The sequence below is a fragment of the Iodobacter fluviatilis genome (assembly GCF_004194535.1).
GTDB lineage: Bacteria > Pseudomonadota > Gammaproteobacteria > Burkholderiales > Chitinibacteraceae > Iodobacter > Iodobacter fluviatilis_A.
On record NZ_CP025781.1, the window covers coordinates 2,453,165 to 2,471,806 of the forward strand.

Here is an 18,642-nt window from a genome sequence, read left to right on the forward strand (position 1 = left end):
GGTGACAGCATCTCTGAGTTTGGTAAACCTAGCACGCAGGCTGTCTAATCTACTCTAAGCGTTTTAACAATTTATATGGATCAGTTCTAATGGCATTAAAAATAAGCAAAGAGGCCGAAGCCTTATTGATAAAGTCAATTAAGCATTATTTTGATAAAAATATGGACGAACCTATTGGTAATTTACAGGCCGGCATGTTGTTAGATTTCATTATGCAAGAAATTGCGCCTAGCATTTACAACCAAGCAATTATGGATGCCCAAGCGTATATGCAAGACAAAGCGCTTGATATGCCGGGGAGCTGTTTTGAGCCAGAAATGAGCTTCTGGATTAAAAAATGAATAAAGAAACTCGGCGGATCTTTTACCAGCGTCTTGCAGATCTTGATCCTAACCCAACCACTGAGCTTAACTACAGCAGCCCCTTTGAGCTGCTGACGGCGGTATTGCTCTCAGCCCAAGCGACCGATGTGGGGGTGAATAAGGCGACTAAGCGCTTATTCCCGGCTGCCAATACGCCAGAAACCATCTTGGCTTTAGGTGTGGAAGGGCTGGAATCCTATATTGCGACCATTGGCCTTTATCACAGCAAAGCTAAGCATTTGCTGGAAACCTGCCGTATGCTCATCGAGCTGCACGGCAGCGAAGTGCCAAGGGATAGAGCGTCGCTGGAAGCCCTGCCCGGTGTGGGTAGAAAAACCGCCAATGTGGTGATGAATACGGCGTTTGGTATCCCAACCATTGCGGTGGATACGCATATCTTCCGCGTATCTAATCGCACGGGTTTAGCCCCTGGCAAGGATGTTAAAGTTGTTGAAGAAAAGCTGTTAAAAAACACCCCCGCCGAATTTAAACTTAACGCCCATCACTGGTTGATTCTGCATGGCCGCTACGTGTGTAAAGCCCGTAAGCCCGAATGCTGGAGCTGCGTAGTAAATGATGTTTGTGATTACAAAACTAAGCAAATTACGCCGCCGCCGGGGCGTTAGCGCTCGTTCTTAATAGGATTTTTCTCTCGCCTTACATTATTAATGATGGGCTAACGTATATATAGGGTGCAGCAAGCTGCGCTCCCACACTTTTTGGGCTTTCAACGGCTTGTGGATGGCTGTTTTATGTGCTGACTAATATTAGCTAGATAACAGCAAATCTATAACGAGCTTTCAACAATACCTAGTTATTTTGTAAGTGTTTTCCCGTTTTGGCTGGACATGCTGCACTGCAAGGATCGACAATAGCGTTTGGATTAATCATCCAAAGTCGTACGTCTTCAGGGCGGGGTGCAACTCCCCACCGGCGGTAAGTGTGTTGTTTTCTCAAAAAAAATACACAAGCCCGCGAGCGCCTCCTTGTATTGGGAAGGGTCAGCAGATCTGGTTTAATTCCAGAGCCGACGGTGATAGTCCGGATGAAAGAAGATGAGCGGTAATCTAGCTGCCATACATAGGCTTATGGCGGATAGCTTGCGGCTATCCCACTCCCTGAACCGTTTTTCGCCCCTTTTATTGCGAGAGCGTTTCTTTATGTTGATCGAAGCTGTTTCAAATCCTATTCAAAGTACTTTTCCAATTCGCTTTAAACAGGCCTTGGCTGATATGCGCCAAGGGCGGCCGGTTTTATTGATGGATGATTTCGACCGTGAAAACGAAGCCGATTTAATCGTCGCGGCCGAAAAAATCACCGACCGCTCTATGGCGCAAATGATCCGTGATGGCAGCGGCATTGTGTGCCTGTGCCTGCCGGATGAAACCCTGCAGCATTTGCAATTGCCGCCTATGGTGGCAGATAACCAAAGCCGCTTTAGCACGGCGTTTACGGTATCGATAGAGGCGCGGCATGGGGTGAGCACAGGTGTGTCGGCCGCAGATCGGGTGACGACCATTAAGGCTGCGATTGCCCAAGGCGCTCAGCCTGAAGATCTCGCTAGCCCTGGCCATGTTTTCCCGCTACGCGCCACTGCGGGGGGGGTATTGGCGCGCCGTGGCCATACCGAAGGGTCGGTTGATCTCGCTGTATTAGCGGGTTTGCAAGCCGCCGCCGTATTGTGCGAGCTAATGAACCCAGATGGCACGATGGCGCGTGGGGACGATATTACCCGCTACGCTGCTGAGAACGGCCTGCAGGTGCTCAGCATTGCTGAGTTGGTTGAATATCGCTTGCAGCAGGCTAAATAAATAGCAGTATAAATCTGTAAGGAGTGAGCGCCTTTTGCATACTTTGCTGAAGGGCGCTTGCTGGAGTGCTTTTTTGCCAAAAATCACAGCTTATACGTGATTTTTTCGGCTTTTGTGTGGCCAGCCTGATGTGCTCGGTAGGCGGCTTTGCGCCTAGCGGCTACAATATCCCCTTCCTCGCTCTATTCTCTTGGTAGCTGTCATGACTGTACGTACTCGTTTTGCCCCTAGTCCTACGGGCTTGTTACATATTGGTGGTGTGCGCACCGCGCTGTTTTCTTGGGCGCACGCACGCAAAAACGGTGGCGCTTTTGTGCTGCGGATTGAAGACACCGATTTAGAACGCTCTACGCCAGAATCCGTGAAAGCGATTTTGGATGGCATGCACTGGGTAGGCATTGATTACGATGAAGGCCCATTTTACCAAATGCAGCGTATGGATCGCTACAAAGAAGCGGTGCAGCAGCTCTTAGCCAGTGGCCATGCTTATCATTGCTATATGTCTAAAGAAGAGCTCGATGCTATGCGTGCCGATCAAGAAGCATTGGGTTTAAAAGCCAAGTACGACCGCCGTTGGAGACCAGAAGTAGGCAAAACATTGCCAACACCACCAGCGGGTGTGCAGCCCGTTTTACGTTTTAAAACGCCGCTAGATGGCGTAGTGGCTTGGGATGATTTAGTGAAGGGCCGGATTGAGATCGGCAATATTGAGCTAGACGATTTAATTATCGCTCGCCCAGATGGCACCCCAACGTATAATTTTTGCGTGGTGGTGGATGATTGGGATATGGGCATTACCCAAGTGATTCGCGGTGACGATCATGTCAACAACACGCCGCGTCAGATTCATATTTTTAACGCACTAGGCGCGCCGCTGCCGCAGTTTGCCCACCTGCCAATGATTCATAACGATCAGGGCCAGAAACTATCTAAGCGCCGCGATGCGGTGAGCGTGGTCGATTACGCTAGCGCGGGTTATTTACCCGAAGCACTGCTTAATTATTTAGCGCGTTTAGGCTGGGGCCACGGTGACGATGAGTTGTTTACTATGGCGCAGTTTGTAGAATGGTTTGATCTAAAAGATGTATCGGCTAGCCCAAGCCGCTTTGATAAAGAAAAACTGCTGTGGCTGAATGCCCAGCATATTAAGGCCGCCGATACCGCTCGCCTTGCAGATCTGGCTAAGCCGTTCTTGGATGAAAAAGGGATCGATCTGACCTCTGGGCCCGCCTTGGCAGATGTAGTGGCGCTGCTTAAAGAGCGAGTACAAACTATTGTAGAGCTGGCCACAGAAGCCACGTACTTTTATCAGCCACTCACCCCTTCGGATGAGATTGTTGCTAAGCATTTAGGCGCAGATGATTTGGCACGTCTTGCCGCATTTGCTGCTGAAATTGCTAGCTTGGAAGTGTGGGATACCGCCAGCATTTCTACCTTTATAAAAGAGTTTTGCAAATCGCAGGGTGTAAAAATGGGCCAAGTAGGTATGCCTCTACGCGCCAAAGTATGCGGTACTACGCATACCCCTTCGGTAGATGCCGTATTGGCATTGCTTGGTAGGGCTGAAGTCTTGAAGCGATTGGGCTAATCAATTGGTAAGGGCACGGTAAGCCGTGCCCTAAATGCGGTTCTAAGTGGCTTGCTCTGGTTTTTTGGTTTTACTTGCTAAGAAATCATCCAACCCTTTTTGTACTAACTCATAGGTTTTGTCCACATTACTGGCAATGGTTCCATCGAGCACTTGTAAGCTTTTAAGAATATCTTTGGCCTGTTTAAAGCCTTCTTCTACGCCGCCACGAATCACCTTGGTAAATTCTGCGGCTATTTTATCGGGGTCTTGCCCAGGTCTTTGCTTGGCAAATGCTTCATAAAACCCGGTGGAAAGCGCAACAATTCGCCCTGCAGTGCCTTCGGGGAATTATCTTGGCTCATTGCATTTTTAATTGCGTCATCGCCAAACTCAGGTTTTAGTGCATCATTAATTTTATCAATGGCATTTCGAAAGAGCAGTTGCATTGGCTTATCACCGCTGCTGATCGATACCTGTAAAGACGCTTGCAAAATTTGCTGATTGGTTTGAGCGCGAATGCTGGCTTCGGTAGGGGCTGGCTTTTTTTCTACATCTTTGGTGTCGTTACTGTCTTTTACAACGGTAGCATTGCTTGCGGCATTTGTTTGCGAAACAGAGTTAATCACGATAAAACTCCCTATCAAAGTTCTGCATTACAGATATGCCAGTTTATCGGTAGTCATCATGGATAACTTCAGCATTAGTCTGGCATGACTGATTAACGGCGAAAGTTCTCTGCGACTTACTTCCGTTTACCCCCATAACATCCATGGCTATGCTGCGCGCCTGCTTTTCTTTCTATCGGTTTCGAATGTCTTAGCCACAGCACTCTCACACCATTCTTGAAGGCTTTCAAAGGTTACTTACCGGTGAGGCTACAGTTAGCATTTTTGCTTCACTATATTGCGCGTTGGCCATATGGCACGGTGCAATTTTTGATTAAGTTACCGATTTATATTTTATCTTATGCGTAGGCTTTGGCGTGGTTGATCATAAGCAGCTGTTTATTTCTGTACTTGGCGCATTTGCCTTGAACTTAGCGATTGCTATTAATCATCAGTCAGATCGCTATCTTGGTATGTGAGCTTTGCGTTTTAAAAATAAAAAAGGCCATTTAATGGCCTTTTTCTATTGATACTAGAGCACTCTGGATATAGAGTTTTTTTCTGGCTTAGAATGCAAATTATGCATTTGCGGCTTTACGGCGGTGGGCAAACACCGCAATTAAGCCTAAACCCATTAAGGCATAGGTTTCTGGCCCAGGCACGGGTACTGCAACCATTCCTGTGCCTTGAATGCCCATTAAGTCAAATCCTGGTGATGCACCTGCACTGCCATGGCTTTTAACCATAATTTGGCTAATTGCACTGGTTAAAGTTAGAAACGATGCCTGTGGCCCTAGCCCTAAGCCGCCGCCTTCCGTTACTGTGCCGATTAGGCTCCACGCTGAGGCGCTATTTAAGCGGCCAAATACACTGGCTACTTCATTTGCGCCATTGGCAATACTGAAAATACTGATAGTGCCAGTGGCTTGCTGTCCATTAAATCCGTAGGTGGCCATATAGTCTTGAGGCAAAGAAACCCATTCACCAGTTACGGGGGCACCAGTGGCGATAGTTGGGTTTACAGATACCGGATAAGCGCTATTAAAGCCGCCTTGAGCGCTGGCGCTTTTATCTACACCTGCACCATTAGTAAAGCTAATAAATTGATCAACATAAGCATTTTTTGCATATGAAGCACTACTTAATATTGAAAATAGAGCAATAGCGACTGTTTTTTTTAGCATGTTCATTTTTTCTCCAATTTAAAATTAAGTATTTTTTGAAATGGTCATTTAATGATTAAATACTAGAAGAGTTTTTTTATTGGCTAAGTAAATAAAAGCCTCCTATGTATCTTTATTTGTTTGTCTTTGTACCTAGAATGCGATGTCATTTCAATGTGTGATTACTTGTGTGTTTTTTATCTGGTATTAGCGAGATATAAGGAAAAAAGAGGCATTACCTAGTACAACATCATCGATGTACATACAATCAATTAGTACGTGGATTTTTTGTGTGGATGTTGAGTGTGATGTAGCTCTAAAGGTAGGTTTCTTGGGGGTAATTATGTGAAATGAAAGGGTTTTTACTTTTTATGGCAAGAATTATTGGTATCAGCCAAAAATGTTGTAGCGTGAGTTGTTTCACACTTAAATTATTTGATAATTTATGGATTAATTGAAGTTGCGCAGTGGCATAGCAACAAGGCATTGCCCCACAATAAGTTCAGCAGTGTTATTACAGACCCTAGTTGCTATATCTTGGGCGCATCACGCCCTCAAGAAGTACTCTTATGCTAAATTTGTAAGGCCCAGCATTTTTATTAAAATGCTGGGCCTTTATAGAATGAATGCTGATGTACGGGCTTATTTTCCGGCTAATTTTTCCGCAATGGCCTGCAAAGCAGCAGGGCGGTTGGCGCAGCAGCTTAATCGGCCTGCCGCTTGGGGACTAAATCTAAGTCATAAGGTAACCGCCCTGCGATCAGCCAGAGCTTTTCTTGTGGCAAAGCGGCAATCAAGGCTTGCTGCTCTGGGTTAAGCGTTGCGTTATATGAAACAAAAATAATTTGCGGTGCAAGGGCCGCTTGCGTGAGGGCTGTATCAAGCTCTGCTGAGTCGGGTCTTAGCGCAATCCACTGCTCGCTAACCGTAAAACCTAGCTCGGTTAAAGGCTGTGCTAGCGAGTTGCGCGCTTCTGGCGTTTTGCCTAGAGCCACTTCATCTATTTCTGTATGCGCACGCACTTCAGCGCTGATTAAATGCACCGGCTTATTTTTATCTAATGGTTGAGTGCTGCCAGTAATGGCGGCTTGGTGTACGCGTTGCGATAGCGCCATGCTGCTGGCCGCTTGTAAAGAGGGCACTAAACTTGCCCAGTTTTGCATCTGATATTGCTGTTTTAAAGCCAAAATACGCAGTACCGATGCATCGATCTGGGCAATATCAATTTCGCCCGCTTCAACTGCAGCTTGCACGGCGGCTAAGGCGGCGGTTTGTGTGCTTGGCGTGTGCGAAATCAGCACAATATCTGCGCCTGCCCTAACGGCTTGCACCGCTGCTGCCACCGTACCCACGCCTTTGGCAATGGCATCCATTTCTAAGCAATCGGTAATTACTACGCCTTTAAAGCCTAGTTCTTTTCTTAATAAGCCATTGAGCACCGCGTGGGAAAGTGTGGCAGGGATAGATAAATCTGGCTCAATGGCAGGAAAAGCCACATGAGCCGTCATCAAGGCATCTAGCCCCGCATTAAATGCCGCACAAAATGGCGCTAGCTCTACCGCATCTAAACGTGGCCTATCGTGTGCCACCACCGGCATGCCCACGTGTGAGTCCATCGCGGTATCGCCATGCCCAGGAAAATGCTTGCCGGTGGCCGCCATACCTGCTGCTTGCATACCGCTTAATGCGGCTAGGGCAAACTGGCAAACTTCGTTGGCGGTTTCGCCATAGGCACGCACGCCAATCACAGGGTTTTGCCGATTGTTATTAATATCCAATACCGGCGCAAAATTAATATTAATGCCTAGCGATTTAAGCTCCGCATTGCCAATTTGGGTGAGTGCCGCACAATCGGCCACGCTAGCGGTATTTTTAAAAGCCATTGCTGATGGCAGTGGTGTGACGCCATCTTCAATTCGCATCACCATCCCGCCTTCTTGATCAATACCTATTAATAGTGGCACGGGGCTAAAGCGGGCATTGATTTGCTGCAACTGTAAATTTAAAGCGGCTACTTGCTCTGTATTTGCCACATTGCGCCTAAATAAAATAACGCCGCCAATCTGCTGTTGTTTAAGCATTGTTTCAATATGCGTATTAGGTACAAAGCCATCAAAACCCACCATAAACATTTGCGCCACTTTTTGGCTAAGGGTGAGCGACTGTAATAGATCTGCAGCATGCATGGTATGGCTCCAATAGGGATCGAGTGAAAGCTTTGCAAAAGCAAGCGGCTAAATTGATAAGTAATTTGCTTATTGTAAAACGCCAAGTAGCTTAAGTCCTATGTGGCTTTGTGATTTGACAAGCTGGGCAAAGCTGTAATCAAGGGTAGATGAAACGGCAAGAGCGCTTGAAGACAAGTCTTGGCGTACGACGATGCGCCATTGATTTCACTATTTCTATTAAAAATCATATATGTAAGGTTTGGTCAAGTCTGCTTACACCTTATTAAACTAGGTGTAATTGGCTCGGGTGTTGCTATTTTTGGTCTTAAATCAAGTTGTTTTATTAATATCATTAAATTCTTATTTGTTAATAATTAATAAAAACAAAGAGTTAAGATTTTATAAAATAATGACAACCACCGTTTGCCCTTTGCAGCAAGGCTAAGTTTCATTTTGTGATTGCTATCACATTTTTAAATTTAGGGGAGGAGAACAATGCATTTGTCGAGAGGCCGATCCATTATGTAAAAGCCCTGGCGAGAAGCTGGACAATAGCTTACATAAACTTTTTGGAGTACGTAAAATGGCAACTGCAGCAGCATTAGCATTCGTGCAAAAACTCTATGTCGCTTACTATCAACGTCCAGCCGACTACGCTGGGCAGCAATTTTGGGCGGAAAAATTTGATAAAGAAGGCGGTGCATCGGCTATTGCCAGCGCATTCGCTACCTCCGCAGAATCGGTAACATTGTATGGCTCGCAAGCCTTAGCCGCACAAATCAACGCTGTTTACTTGGCATCGTTTGGCCGCGCGGCAGAAACCGTGGGTTTGCAATTTTATATCAATGAAATCAATGCTGGCCGCCTAACCACGGGCACGATGGCCGTGGCCGTTTTAAATGGCGCAGTGGGTACGGATTTAAGCACCTTAAACTCTAAGTTGGCTGTGGCTGCTGCTTACACAACTGCCGTATCTGATAACACTGGTATTTTGAAGTATGTGGGTGATGCTTCTGCGGTGGCTGCCCGTACTTTCTTGGCGACGGTAACGACGGCAAATCAGGCGGCTTCGACTACGGAGGTTATTACACAGGCGAGGGCTTTAGTCGTTCCTACTGTTACAACGGGATCAACATTTACTCTTACAACTGCAACTGATTCGATTACCGGCACTGCTGGTGCTGATACTTTCCTTGCCACAGCTGCAACGACGAATCCTACATTTAATGCTGCGGATACAATTAATGGTGGAGCGGGCACAGATACACTTAATTTAACGATTGATGTTTTAGCTGCCAATGGAGTATCTGGTGCATCAACTTCAGCCGTTGAAGTGATTAATTTCCGTAGTGTGTCGGGCAATGCTCAAGCAATCGTTGGGGGAACTTCGCGGGTGCCACTTCTTTTGTTTCTGATCGTTCGACTGATGCGGTGACCTTAACTGGGCTTACTGCGGGGCAAGCAGTTGGTGTTGCGGGTAATGGCGCAGTGACAAACGGAGCTTTAAATTTTACTTATGGTGCAACTGTCGCTGCGGGCGTCATCAATATTTCAGGTGGAACAACGGCTGGAGCATTAGCTGAAACAGGGGCTGGTATTACATCCAATACGATTAACTCTACTGGTGCTGCTAATACAGTGGGTGCAATTGCCTTATCTGGTACAGCAAATACTGCTCTTACTGTTAATGCAACAACCGCTTTAACCACAGGCAATATCACTGGCTTTACCGGCACAGCTTCGACGATTACTGTTGCAGGGGCTGCGGTTAATAATGCAGGAACAGCAACGGCTCTTGCTTCTGCTGCCGTTACATTAGGTACGATCGAAAATGCGACGGTAGCTACTATTAATGCATCAGGTTTAACGGCTGGCGGTGTTGGGGCTGTATTAAGCACTAATGTAGCGATTGTAGTTACAGGTGGGGCGGGTGATGATTTCATTACAACGGGTGCTGTTTTAACTACAGGCTCTGTCGCTGCAGGGGCAGGTACGGGGGACCGATTGACTTTAGCTGCTGATGGTCATATCGCATCTGTCGCTTTGGGGGCTAAGTACACAGGGTTTGAGGTTGTTTCTATTGGTACGGGTGGTTCTACATTAGATCTGGATAATCTAGCGGCTGCTAATACGCTGACCGGATTACGTCTAACAGGTAGTTCAACCGTCACCAATATTAATGCTGCGACTGCGGGCAATGTGACTGTATTGGCGAGTAGTACTGATACCCTTACCGTAAAAAATGCACTGACTCCTGGTCAAATTGATACGCTGAAGTTGACGGTGAGTGATGAGCTGGCGGCAGTGAATACTATTACATTGACAGCTCCAGTTATCGCTGGTGTAGAAGTCTTGAATTTAGTGGCGACTGATAATACAACAATCACAACCTTAGCTAATGCTCTCGCGTTAACTAACCTCAATATTTCTGGGGCAGGTAACGTGGTGGTAACTACATTAGGTGCCGTTGCTTTACAAACTAATTACAACATTAATGCCAGCACCGCAACGGGTAATTTGACTTTGGATGCTACGGGAGCAATTACGAATGGTTTCTCTTTAACTGGTGGTTCAGGAATCAACACGATCACTGGTGGGAGCCAAGTATTCTCCGTTAATTTAGCGGCATCTACTGCGAAAGCTGATGTCATTGCAGTTGCCAATGCTGCTGCAGGTGCAACTGGTGGTACTTTAGCGCTACCTAACTTAAGCATCACTGGCTTTACTAATTCGGCCACCGTATTGGTTGGTGATAAAGTTGATGTGATTAATACGGCCTCCATTGGGGCGGCAGTTGCCGCAGCAGCTTCTGCTGCTGATGCAACGGTCACTGCCGCATTATCTGCAACAGGTATCTTTACCTTTACGGGTACGGGGGCAGCAGCAGCGACTTTGGCAACTAAAATTGCGATTGCTACCGAAGCTGCTTATGGTGGTGCAACGCAATATCGCACCACTGCATTTGAGCATGGTGGAAATACCTATTTAGTTGAAAATGGCGACGCAGTTGCTGGATATTTAGCAGGTACTGATATCGTAGTTAACTTGGTTGGGGTAACCGGTGTAACGGCTCTATCAACTACAGCGTCTGCTGCTTCTACTGTTTGGGTGATTTAGTCGTTTGACCTAAAAGTACCGGCCCAAAGGGGCAGGCTCGATTTAATCGATGCTTTAAACGTCTGTTTGTGAGCCTCTTGTATTACCCCCAACCCCGCATCTGTTATGGATGCGGGGTTTTTATTTTTAGGGCGTAACGTGGCTTATAAAGAAACTCTCTATTTCTAGGAGAGGGAAGATGGCTATCGTGATTAGCACTCAGCATTTAGCAGCCATTGCGGGTAAGGAATCTAAGCTGATGCCTGATTTGGTACTGTGGATCAATAAACTTTGCCCACAATATGAAATTGATAGCCCACAGGAATACGCGCATTTTTTAGCGCAGGCTTGCCATGAAAGTGATTACTTTAAAACATTTAAAGAATATGCCACGGGCGCGGCGTATGAGGGCAGGGCGGATTTAGGCAATCGCAAGGCGGGGGATGGGATACGTTTTAAAGGGCGGGGGATATTCCAAACTACGGGGCGAGCTAATTATTTGCAATTGGGCATTAAAAAAGGCCACCGAGATTTATTTATCAATCACCCAGAATATTTGGAGCAAGCCGAATACGCGGTTTGGAGCGCTTGCGAATATTGGGCCAATAAAAATTTAAACGATGTAGCTAATCATGCCGATATAGATATATTAAAGAAAAAATATCGCGGCAAGGTATTAGACGTGTCGCCCGTGGAGTTTATTAGCTTGACCATTAATGGTGGTTACAATGGCATTGAGGAAAGAAAGCGCTTTTATGCGCTTGCACAGCGGGTTTTAAAATAAGCCTCCATATTATTGGCGCTGCAAATCCGGCCAAATCTGGTCTCGACCATGCGATTTTTCGCTTCGACCGTCTAAATCTGACAGGCTGTTAGGAAAAACGTTTCGCTTAAGGACTTGGTTCACATTTATTTTCCAAGTTGATATGTTCGTCATCCCCGAGTGTTTCTGTCGGGGATCCAGCAGAGCCAATGGATTCCCGACAGAAACACTCGGGAATGACAATCAAAATGAGTGTGCCTTTTCGGAATTTATTTTGAGCCACATCCTAAGTTGATAGGATTGGCTTGCACCCGCCCAACGCAAACCCTGTTTTTTAAACAATCCCCAATGCTTTTAATATGCCGATTTGCTTATCGCAAAATAGCTGCGCTTGTTGCGTTAATTCGGCGATATTGTCCTCGCTACTTTCTATGGTGATACCTTCCTTAACCAGCTTTTGATTTTGCGTGGCGAGGATTTGCCATGCGAATTGCGCCATTTCTGCGGGGTGTTTTTTGCCTTGGCTGCGGGCTAATAAAAAGAGTTGTTGAAAGCGGCCAACTACAATACCGCCGCCGGATACGGGGCTGGCTAGGTAGTTGATATCGCTGCTGCCACGCGATTGCTGGCATAGGTAGTGATTGATCTTTTCACAGCTTTTTTTGGCTTTGGCGATGTGCGTGTCTTCTTGTGCCAGTGCAACGCTGCCTGCGCCGGTGAGCACAATAATGGCTTGAAAAATTTGTGCAAAGGGCAGGTTGGTGGCTTGTTCTAGCTTGCCTAGGCTGATGATTTGGTGATCGCTCATGGCATCTAAAATGGGCGTGTAAGTGCTATCTTGTAAGGTGGCTTCGCCAAGGTTGCCGTTTACTTTGAGCGATACATCGCTGCGGGGCTGAATCAGTAGCACGCGCAGTTGGCGTAGCTGCTCAGCTTGGGCAAGGGGGCTGAGTGTGCGCGGGCCACGTACCCAGTAATCACGGCGAAATTGCTGATTCACCATAAAATCACGCGTGGTTTCGCGAAACTGCGTATCGGGAATTTCTGCCAGAAATTGTTGCTGCTCAGCTGTTAAATTAATGACATCAATATGATCCATATAATGCGCAGAGCAGGCATAGCTAAGCTTGGCAGGCTTTAGCCATTCGGCCATGCTGGCAAAGTGCATGGGCAGCCAATCGCGATTAAAGTATTCATGCGCTAGATAATGGCGATTTTGCTCTTTTGCTTTTTGTATTCGATCCGCTATTTGCGGATTAGCCCGCGCATACATCGGCTGGGTGGCAAGTAGTTTTTCGGTGAAATCGAGTGCGCCATTAATTCGGCTGACAATACCATTGCCTTCTGCGCCAATAATCTCGGCGTGCTCGGTCATTAAATGCCTTATTGGCGCAAAGCTGGCCCAGCCGGGCTGAGTGTTATAGCTAATATATAAAACCCCACCTACTTTTAATTTGCGGCGAATAAATTCCACAATCACTCTACGGTTTTCATCCGATATCCAGCTCCAAATGCCATGCAGGCCAATATAATCAAATTCGGGTAAATCACTGCGGGCGGCAAAGTCGGCAAAGGCCTCATCAAATAATCTTGCCCCTGCGCCTGATATGCTGGCTAATTCCTGGGCAAAGCCTGCTTGCGATGGGTTGAAATCGGTGCCGTGCCATTGCGTGATACTGGCGGCGGCATGCAAATTGGCGCTCATTCCTTGGCCAAATCCTAATTCACACGCATTAGCTATTTCTGGGCAGGCTAAGCCCGCATTTAAAAACGCCAACTTTAGCCGTAGCGGATTAAGCTCGGTGTAATAGCCGTAGGTGTAGGCAATATCTGCAATATATCCTGCTGTCCAGTCGCTCATATTTGCTGCCTTTTTTGAGGGGTGAAAAAATGGTTGCGGCCTTTGCTCCTAAGGGTGAGGGGCTGCTTAGGATACTGCTCACATTAACTTCCCGATTTTTAAACAGTCGTCATTCCCGCGAGCCTTTGGCGGGAATCCAGCTACGCGGCTGGATTCTCGATAAAATCATTCGGGAATGACGGGTTTATTTCGGGAAGTTATTTCGAGTCACATCCTTAAGGGAGTGTTTTGTTGGCGAGTTCTCGTAAGGTGCTTTCGTCGATAGGGGTTTTGCAGGCGATGGCCCATAGATCAAAGCCTGCTTTGCGGCGTTTACTGGCGATGCTGCTAAAACCATTCGCCTGTAAGGCGGCAACTAGCGTTTTTTCGGTAAAGCCCGTTTTGTGCGCCATATAGATTTGCCCAGCTGCTAGGGCTGGGCGATAGCCGTATAAAATATCGAGAGGGCTGATGGGGCCTGCGGGTGATTGATAAGCGGCTTCGCCAAGCTGATCGTTGGCAACAAGGGCGCATACGCTTTGTAGATCTGGGCAGGTAATCAGTAAAAAGCCGTCGTTTTTGAGTACCCGCAGAAATTCGGCCAGCACAAGTGGGACTTCGTGGGCGTAAACGTGTTCGATATTGTGGGCGGAGTAAATGGCGTCGACACTGGCGGTGGGGACGCCGCTCATATCCAGCATGGAGCCGATAATATCTGGCTTGGTAGCTGGGTCGATATCGAGGCGTAGCTCCTGCCATGATTGCAGGGCCGGTGGCAGCGTTGCCCCGCTCTGCCTATAACCTGCGCCAACATGCAAAACTGTTTTATCCATATTACTGGCCTGCTGATAGCTAAGAATCAACTGTTGTTCTAGCGCTTGGGTAAAGCCCGCAACATCGGTGAGGGGCCGCATCTGTTGGCGTAGGCTTTGGCGCAATTGGCCAAGTTGTTCGGGATTATTGGCGAGCGTGATGGCGATTTGGATATATTGATCGCTGTTTAGTGCTACCCATTCTGGGTGGCCTATCGTATTTGCAATGGCTAAGCCCTGCCTGCTGACGACGCGATCTTGTGCGAGGGTAATCAGCGGCACACCCATCCAAAGTGCTTCGCAACTGGTGAGCCCGCCAGAAAAGGGGAAGGGATCGAGGGCAATATCGATATCGGCGTATTGCTTGAGTAAGTCGCTATGAAAGCTGGGGCCGCGTAAGTGAATTCGATCGGGGTTGACTCCGAGATCGGCAAAGGCTTGTCGTGTTGCGGCTTGCAATGCTTCATCGTTGTAATTACGCCATTTCAAAATAAGGTGGCTGTGCGGCACAGCAAGTAAAATTTTGGCCCAACAATCGAAAACTTCGGCATTGTATTTGGCGGTGTTATTAAAGCTGCCAAAGCTGATATAGCCATTTTCAAAGCAAGGCGGTGGGGCTACGTTTGCTGGGGCAAAGGGCATGGGGCTATAGCAAAAACGGCCCTTGGCTAAATGGATGATTTTTTCGGTGAATAGGGCGTCAGTGCCTAGTGGTGCATGATCGCTATCTAAATAGACGGCGTCGATATAGGGCAGACCAGTGCTGGCAAAATAGCCCAGCCAGCTAATTTGTACTGGGGCGGGGCGTAGGGCAAAAACCTTGAGGCGCGAGCCTGCTGTATGGCCAGATAAATCGACCAGTACATCAATTTGATCTTCTTGAATTAAACGAGCTAGCTCAAGATCGCTTAGCTTGGCAATGTTTCTAAATTGGCAGGTTTGGCGTATTACATCGGTGATTTCATCATGAATAGGGCCAGCACTATAGGCAAAGGGCTGGGTTTTTTGATGAGCAGCTAAAACTTTATGCACCAGAATGCCGACGGTATGCTGGCAAAAATCGGCAGAAATATAGCCTACTCTCAGTTGGCGATTTTTTAGGTCTGGGCAGGGCGGCCTAGGGCGCTCGTTTCCTGCGATGGCCCATTTTCCCCAATCTTTGGCCTTGGCTAGGCGTTCTGCCGCCGAAACCTGTGGATCGTATTCCAAGCCGATTAAAAGATTGCGGCGTATGGCGGGATGATTAGGCAGGCGTAAGAGTAAGCCTGCGTACATATGGCGTGATTTAGTGTGCTGGCCTCTATCTCGCGCCAGATTGGCTAAATTAACTTCGGCTCGAAGATCGGCTGGATCTTGGGCCTTGGCTCGTTCAAAGCAGTTTTCTGCGGCCGATAAAAAGCCTGAGTTATAGAGCAACACGCCTACGTCTAATAGTTGATTAATTGGTGCATCGGGTGCGGCAATCAGGGTGTGGCACAGTGTAATTAGCTCGGTAAATTGACCGCTGCTTGCTAGTGCTAGTGCTTGGGCTTGTTCAATCATTTGTTTTCCCTAAGCTTCCTCTTTTATAGGGAGGGGCGTTCTTTTTGCTCCTTTTTGAGGAGAGGGCTGGTACTCAACGCAACACCTGATCCACCGCCTGCAAATCGTTTTCTTGTAAGGTGCCGGCATAAAACTTTAGGCGGATATAGCCGCTTAGGTAGGTGTATTGGGCTGCGGTGTGTTTTTGTTGGGCTTCAAAAAATCGGCTTTGGGCGTTGAGCAAATCCACATTGCTGCGCACTCCAGATTGAATGCCTTTGCGGGTGGATTGGATCAGTACATCGCCGGAGCGCACGGCTTCTTGCAGGGCTTTGATTTGCGCTGAGCTGGAGCTTAAATCCAAATATTGTTGGCGCAGGCCTAGCTCAACTTGCTGCAATGTATTGCGCTGATCTTCGCTAGCGGCGGTGTGTAGAGCAACGGCGCGTTTGCTGCGGGCATTGATTTCGCCGCCAGAAAAAATTGGGATGCTGGCGTAAACCATAATGGAGTTGGATTTGATTAAGTTATCGACGGTGCTGTAGCTGGGGCTGTCTTCATAGCTGCTGCGCAGGCGCAGATCGACGGTGGGCAGGTGTTGGTCGATATTTTTGCTGATTTCTAATTGGGCGGCGTCAACGGAGGCTTGGCGCTCGAATAGGATGGGGTTGTTTTGTTTTGCCTGACTCAGCCACTCGGCTAGGGGGTAGCGTAGGTGTAAATCGGCCTGCATATCGGTGGGTTTGCGGTGGGCTAGCTTGCTCATTGGCTCGCCGACGGTGACGCTGAGTTCATGTAGCTTGCTGCTGTGCGCGGCTTCGGCAGAAAGGATATCGGCATCAACAAAATCAAGGCGGTTCTGTGCTTCGTTGATATCGGTGATGGTGCCATAGCCGGCTGCAAACCATTTACTGGCTTGGGTTTTTTGCTCTTGATAGGCCTTTTTTTGCTCGCCCAAGAGTTGTAGTTTGTCAAAAGCCAGCTGCACATCAAGGTATTGCTGAGCCAGCCGTAAGATCAGCTCTTGTTGGCTGCGATCAAGCGCGTGATTCGCTTCTTTTTGCTGAAACTCGGCTTGCGATAGATTATCCCAAGCGGCCATTCTAAATAGGGGCTGGGTGAGGGTGGCTGCGTAAGTTTGGCCATTAAATAAATAATCTTTGCTAATGGTTTGCTCTTTTGCGCCTTCCCCCACATCAAATTCAGTATTCACCCATTCACGGCTGCCCTGCGCGGATAGCGATAGATTGGGCAGCAACGCCGCTCTGGCGATGGGGACAATTTCTTGTGAGGCTAAATTCTGCGCCTTGGCAATTGCAAAACGGCTGTCGTTTTGTACTGCCTTTGGGTAGAGATTGGCTAAGTCTGCGCCTTGGGCCGCACTGAGGAGCAGGAGGGGGATAAGGGCCAGTTTTACTTGCATCGTCATCTCCTTATTTCTCTGTAAACGCAAAGGCAAGGCGGTTGAGTAGAGGGCGAACGATATAGTCGAGTAGGCTGCGCTCGCCGGTTTTGATCACCACTTCAGTCGACATGCCGGGCAGGATGGCGAGTTTTTTACGGCTTAGCTCGGCTAGGCCATTTTTGGTAACGACGACTTTGGCGCTGAAATAAGCATTGCCGCGTGGGTCCACAATTCGGTCGGCAGAAATACTGCTTAGCTCGCCTTCTAAAATGGGCGGCGTGCCTTTATTTCCAAGCGAGGAGAAGCGAATATCTGCCAGCAGGCCGGGATGTACTTTGTCGATTAAATGGGGGGGGAGCTGGATTTCGACCACCAGCTCGTCGTTTTCTGGCACGATTTCCATCAGCGTTTCACCCGGGCGGATGATGCCGCCCACGGTGTGTACATTCAGCCCAACCACATGCCCAGAGGCTGGGGAGCGTAATACAGTGCGTGATAGGTCTTCTTCGCGCGCTTTAATTTCATTGCGCCAGCGGTTTAAATCACCTTGAATTTGGCTGTATTGGGTTTCTACTTCTTTATTGAATTCTTGCGTGCGTTGCAAAATCCGCAGGCTAAGCTCGCCTTTTTGCCGACTGGCTTGTTCGATACGGCTAAGCCCTTCGCCATATTCCCCAGAAACTTGGGCAAATAAGCGCTCCATTTCAAATAGGCGGGTGCGTGGTGCGAAGCCATCGGCGACTAAATCACGTAGGCCTGCGATGTCTTTTTCTAGCAATTTAATCTGCTGCTTACGCCCAGCTTCTAGTGCACGTAGGCCGTTGATTTGCTCGTTAATACCGGCAATGGTTTGTTGCAGAATATTGCCTTCGTTCATCAGTGCGGTGCGGCGGGTGGTCAATAATTGGCTTTGCGTTTCCATAATCGCTTTGGCTTGGGGATTGCTTTCTTGGAGCATTTTTGTGTTAAAGCTGATTTTTGACTGGTGATTTAGCTCGGCATTGAGCCGGTCAGCCAGCGCCTGTGTTTGCCAGTAATTATTTTGTACGGTGGATAAAACCGCATTAATTTGCGTTTGATCGAGCAAGATCAAGGGTTGATTGGCGGCTACTTCTGCGCCTTCTTTAACCAGTATTTTGTTAATCATGCCACCCTGTAAATGCTGAATGGCTTTGCGTTTACTCTCTACGCTAACCACACCATTGGTGGGCACGCCTTCGTCTAGCGGGGCAAGAGCGGCCCAGAGGAGAAAACCTCCGAGGCCAAATAAAAGAATAAACAGACCTAGCCGAGTAACGGAGCGTGTGTCGGTGAGCGAGTTATCGACATCTAATACCGGCTCGGGAGATATTTGTTTGGCAAGCTTTAACATGTTGCAGCCCTCATTGATGTGGGTTTTTGGCGGGTTGCACCCGCGCTAAGACTGTTGACTGGTCGTTTTTGCAGGTCGGGTGCTTACCCGCCGTTTATAAACTTTTGAGACATAAATCTGGCGGGTTGCACCCTCCCTACGATGATTAACTCGC

13 protein-coding genes, 1 pseudogene and 1 riboswitch are annotated in these 18,642 nt (G+C 47.9%); of the genes and pseudogenes, 7 read left to right on the top strand and 7 right to left on the bottom strand.

The window, feature by feature from the left end:
- Nucleotides 1-89: 89 nt before the first annotated feature.
- From C1H71_RS11015 to gltX, 4 genes are all read left to right on the top strand, one after another.
- A complete protein-coding gene (locus tag C1H71_RS11015) occupies nucleotides 90-341 on the top strand; it encodes a DUF2164 domain-containing protein (protein ID WP_130106589.1) in 252 nt (83 codons plus the stop codon).
- Nucleotides 338-988, top strand: coding sequence for an endonuclease III (gene nth, locus C1H71_RS11020; RefSeq protein WP_130106590.1), 651 nt, complete (start codon nucleotides 338-340; stop codon nucleotides 986-988). The genes C1H71_RS11015 and nth overlap by 4 nt, the downstream gene beginning before the upstream one ends.
- A 273-nt stretch (nucleotides 989-1,261) precedes the next feature.
- A riboswitch (FMN riboswitch) is annotated at nucleotides 1,262-1,423 on the top strand.
- On the top strand, nucleotides 1,418-2,173 hold the full coding sequence (gene ribB, locus C1H71_RS11025) for a 3,4-dihydroxy-2-butanone-4-phosphate synthase (RefSeq protein ID WP_262488275.1): 756 nt from the start codon (nucleotides 1,418-1,420) through the stop codon (nucleotides 2,171-2,173). (Overlaps the previous riboswitch by 6 nt.)
- Before the next feature lie 202 nt (nucleotides 2,174-2,375).
- Nucleotides 2,376-3,761 (top strand): glutamate--tRNA ligase, encoded by a 1,386-nt coding sequence (gene gltX / locus C1H71_RS11030; RefSeq protein WP_130106591.1) that lies wholly within the window; start codon nucleotides 2,376-2,378, stop codon nucleotides 3,759-3,761.
- Nucleotides 3,762-3,803: 42 nt separating this feature from the next.
- Here the strand turns inward: gltX and C1H71_RS21035 are convergent.
- The 3 genes and pseudogenes from C1H71_RS21035 to nagZ form a co-directional block, all read right to left on the bottom strand.
- Nucleotides 3,804-4,189: pseudogene (locus tag C1H71_RS21035) on the bottom strand (DUF5610 domain-containing protein).
- 737 nt (nucleotides 4,190-4,926) lie between these two features.
- Nucleotides 4,927-5,538, bottom strand: a complete 612-nt coding sequence (locus C1H71_RS11040) for a PEP-CTERM sorting domain-containing protein (protein WP_130106592.1) — start codon at nucleotides 5,536-5,538, stop codon at nucleotides 4,927-4,929.
- 677 nt (nucleotides 5,539-6,215) lie between these two features.
- Nucleotides 6,216-7,697, bottom strand: coding sequence for a beta-N-acetylhexosaminidase (nagZ, locus tag C1H71_RS11045; RefSeq protein ID WP_223145851.1), 1,482 nt, complete (start codon nucleotides 7,695-7,697; stop codon nucleotides 6,216-6,218).
- Nucleotides 7,698-8,262: 565 nt separating this feature from the next.
- Between nagZ and C1H71_RS11050 the strand changes: the two genes are divergently transcribed.
- From C1H71_RS11050 to C1H71_RS11060, 3 genes are all read left to right on the top strand, one after another.
- Complete coding sequence (locus C1H71_RS11050) at nucleotides 8,263-9,114, top strand: DUF4214 domain-containing protein (RefSeq protein ID WP_130106593.1); 852 nt, start codon at nucleotides 8,263-8,265, stop codon at nucleotides 9,112-9,114.
- Complete coding sequence (locus C1H71_RS11055; RefSeq protein WP_130106594.1) at nucleotides 9,111-10,796, top strand: beta strand repeat-containing protein; 1,686 nt, start codon at nucleotides 9,111-9,113, stop codon at nucleotides 10,794-10,796. The genes C1H71_RS11050 and C1H71_RS11055 overlap by 4 nt, the downstream gene beginning before the upstream one ends.
- 178 nt (nucleotides 10,797-10,974) lie before the next feature.
- Nucleotides 10,975-11,559 (top strand): glycoside hydrolase family 19 protein, encoded by a 585-nt coding sequence (locus tag C1H71_RS11060; protein WP_130106595.1) that lies wholly within the window; start codon nucleotides 10,975-10,977, stop codon nucleotides 11,557-11,559.
- 313 nt (nucleotides 11,560-11,872) lie between these two features.
- Here the strand turns inward: C1H71_RS11060 and C1H71_RS11065 are convergent, their stop codons facing one another.
- The 4 genes from C1H71_RS11065 to C1H71_RS11080 all read right to left on the bottom strand — a co-directional run bounded on the left by C1H71_RS11065 (nucleotide 11,873) and on the right by C1H71_RS11080 (nucleotide 18,488).
- Nucleotides 11,873-13,399, bottom strand: a complete 1,527-nt coding sequence (locus C1H71_RS11065) for a class I SAM-dependent methyltransferase (RefSeq protein ID WP_130106596.1) — start codon at nucleotides 13,397-13,399, stop codon at nucleotides 11,873-11,875.
- A gap of 215 nt (nucleotides 13,400-13,614) precedes the next feature.
- The gene (locus tag C1H71_RS11070) at nucleotides 13,615-15,732 is read right to left on the bottom strand and encodes an O-linked N-acetylglucosamine transferase family protein (protein ID WP_130106597.1); all 2,118 of its coding nucleotides are present in this window, start codon (nucleotides 15,730-15,732) and stop codon (nucleotides 13,615-13,617) included.
- Nucleotides 15,733-15,805: 73 nt separating this feature from the next.
- Nucleotides 15,806-17,134: a TolC family outer membrane protein gene (locus C1H71_RS11075; RefSeq protein WP_188053208.1), complete on the bottom strand. Its 1,329-nt coding sequence runs from the start codon at nucleotides 17,132-17,134 to the stop codon at nucleotides 15,806-15,808.
- 10 nt (nucleotides 17,135-17,144) lie between these two features.
- Nucleotides 17,145-18,488: an HlyD family type I secretion periplasmic adaptor subunit gene (locus C1H71_RS11080; RefSeq protein WP_130106599.1), complete on the bottom strand. Its 1,344-nt coding sequence runs from the start codon at nucleotides 18,486-18,488 to the stop codon at nucleotides 17,145-17,147.
- Nucleotides 18,489-18,642 lie beyond the last annotated feature (154 nt).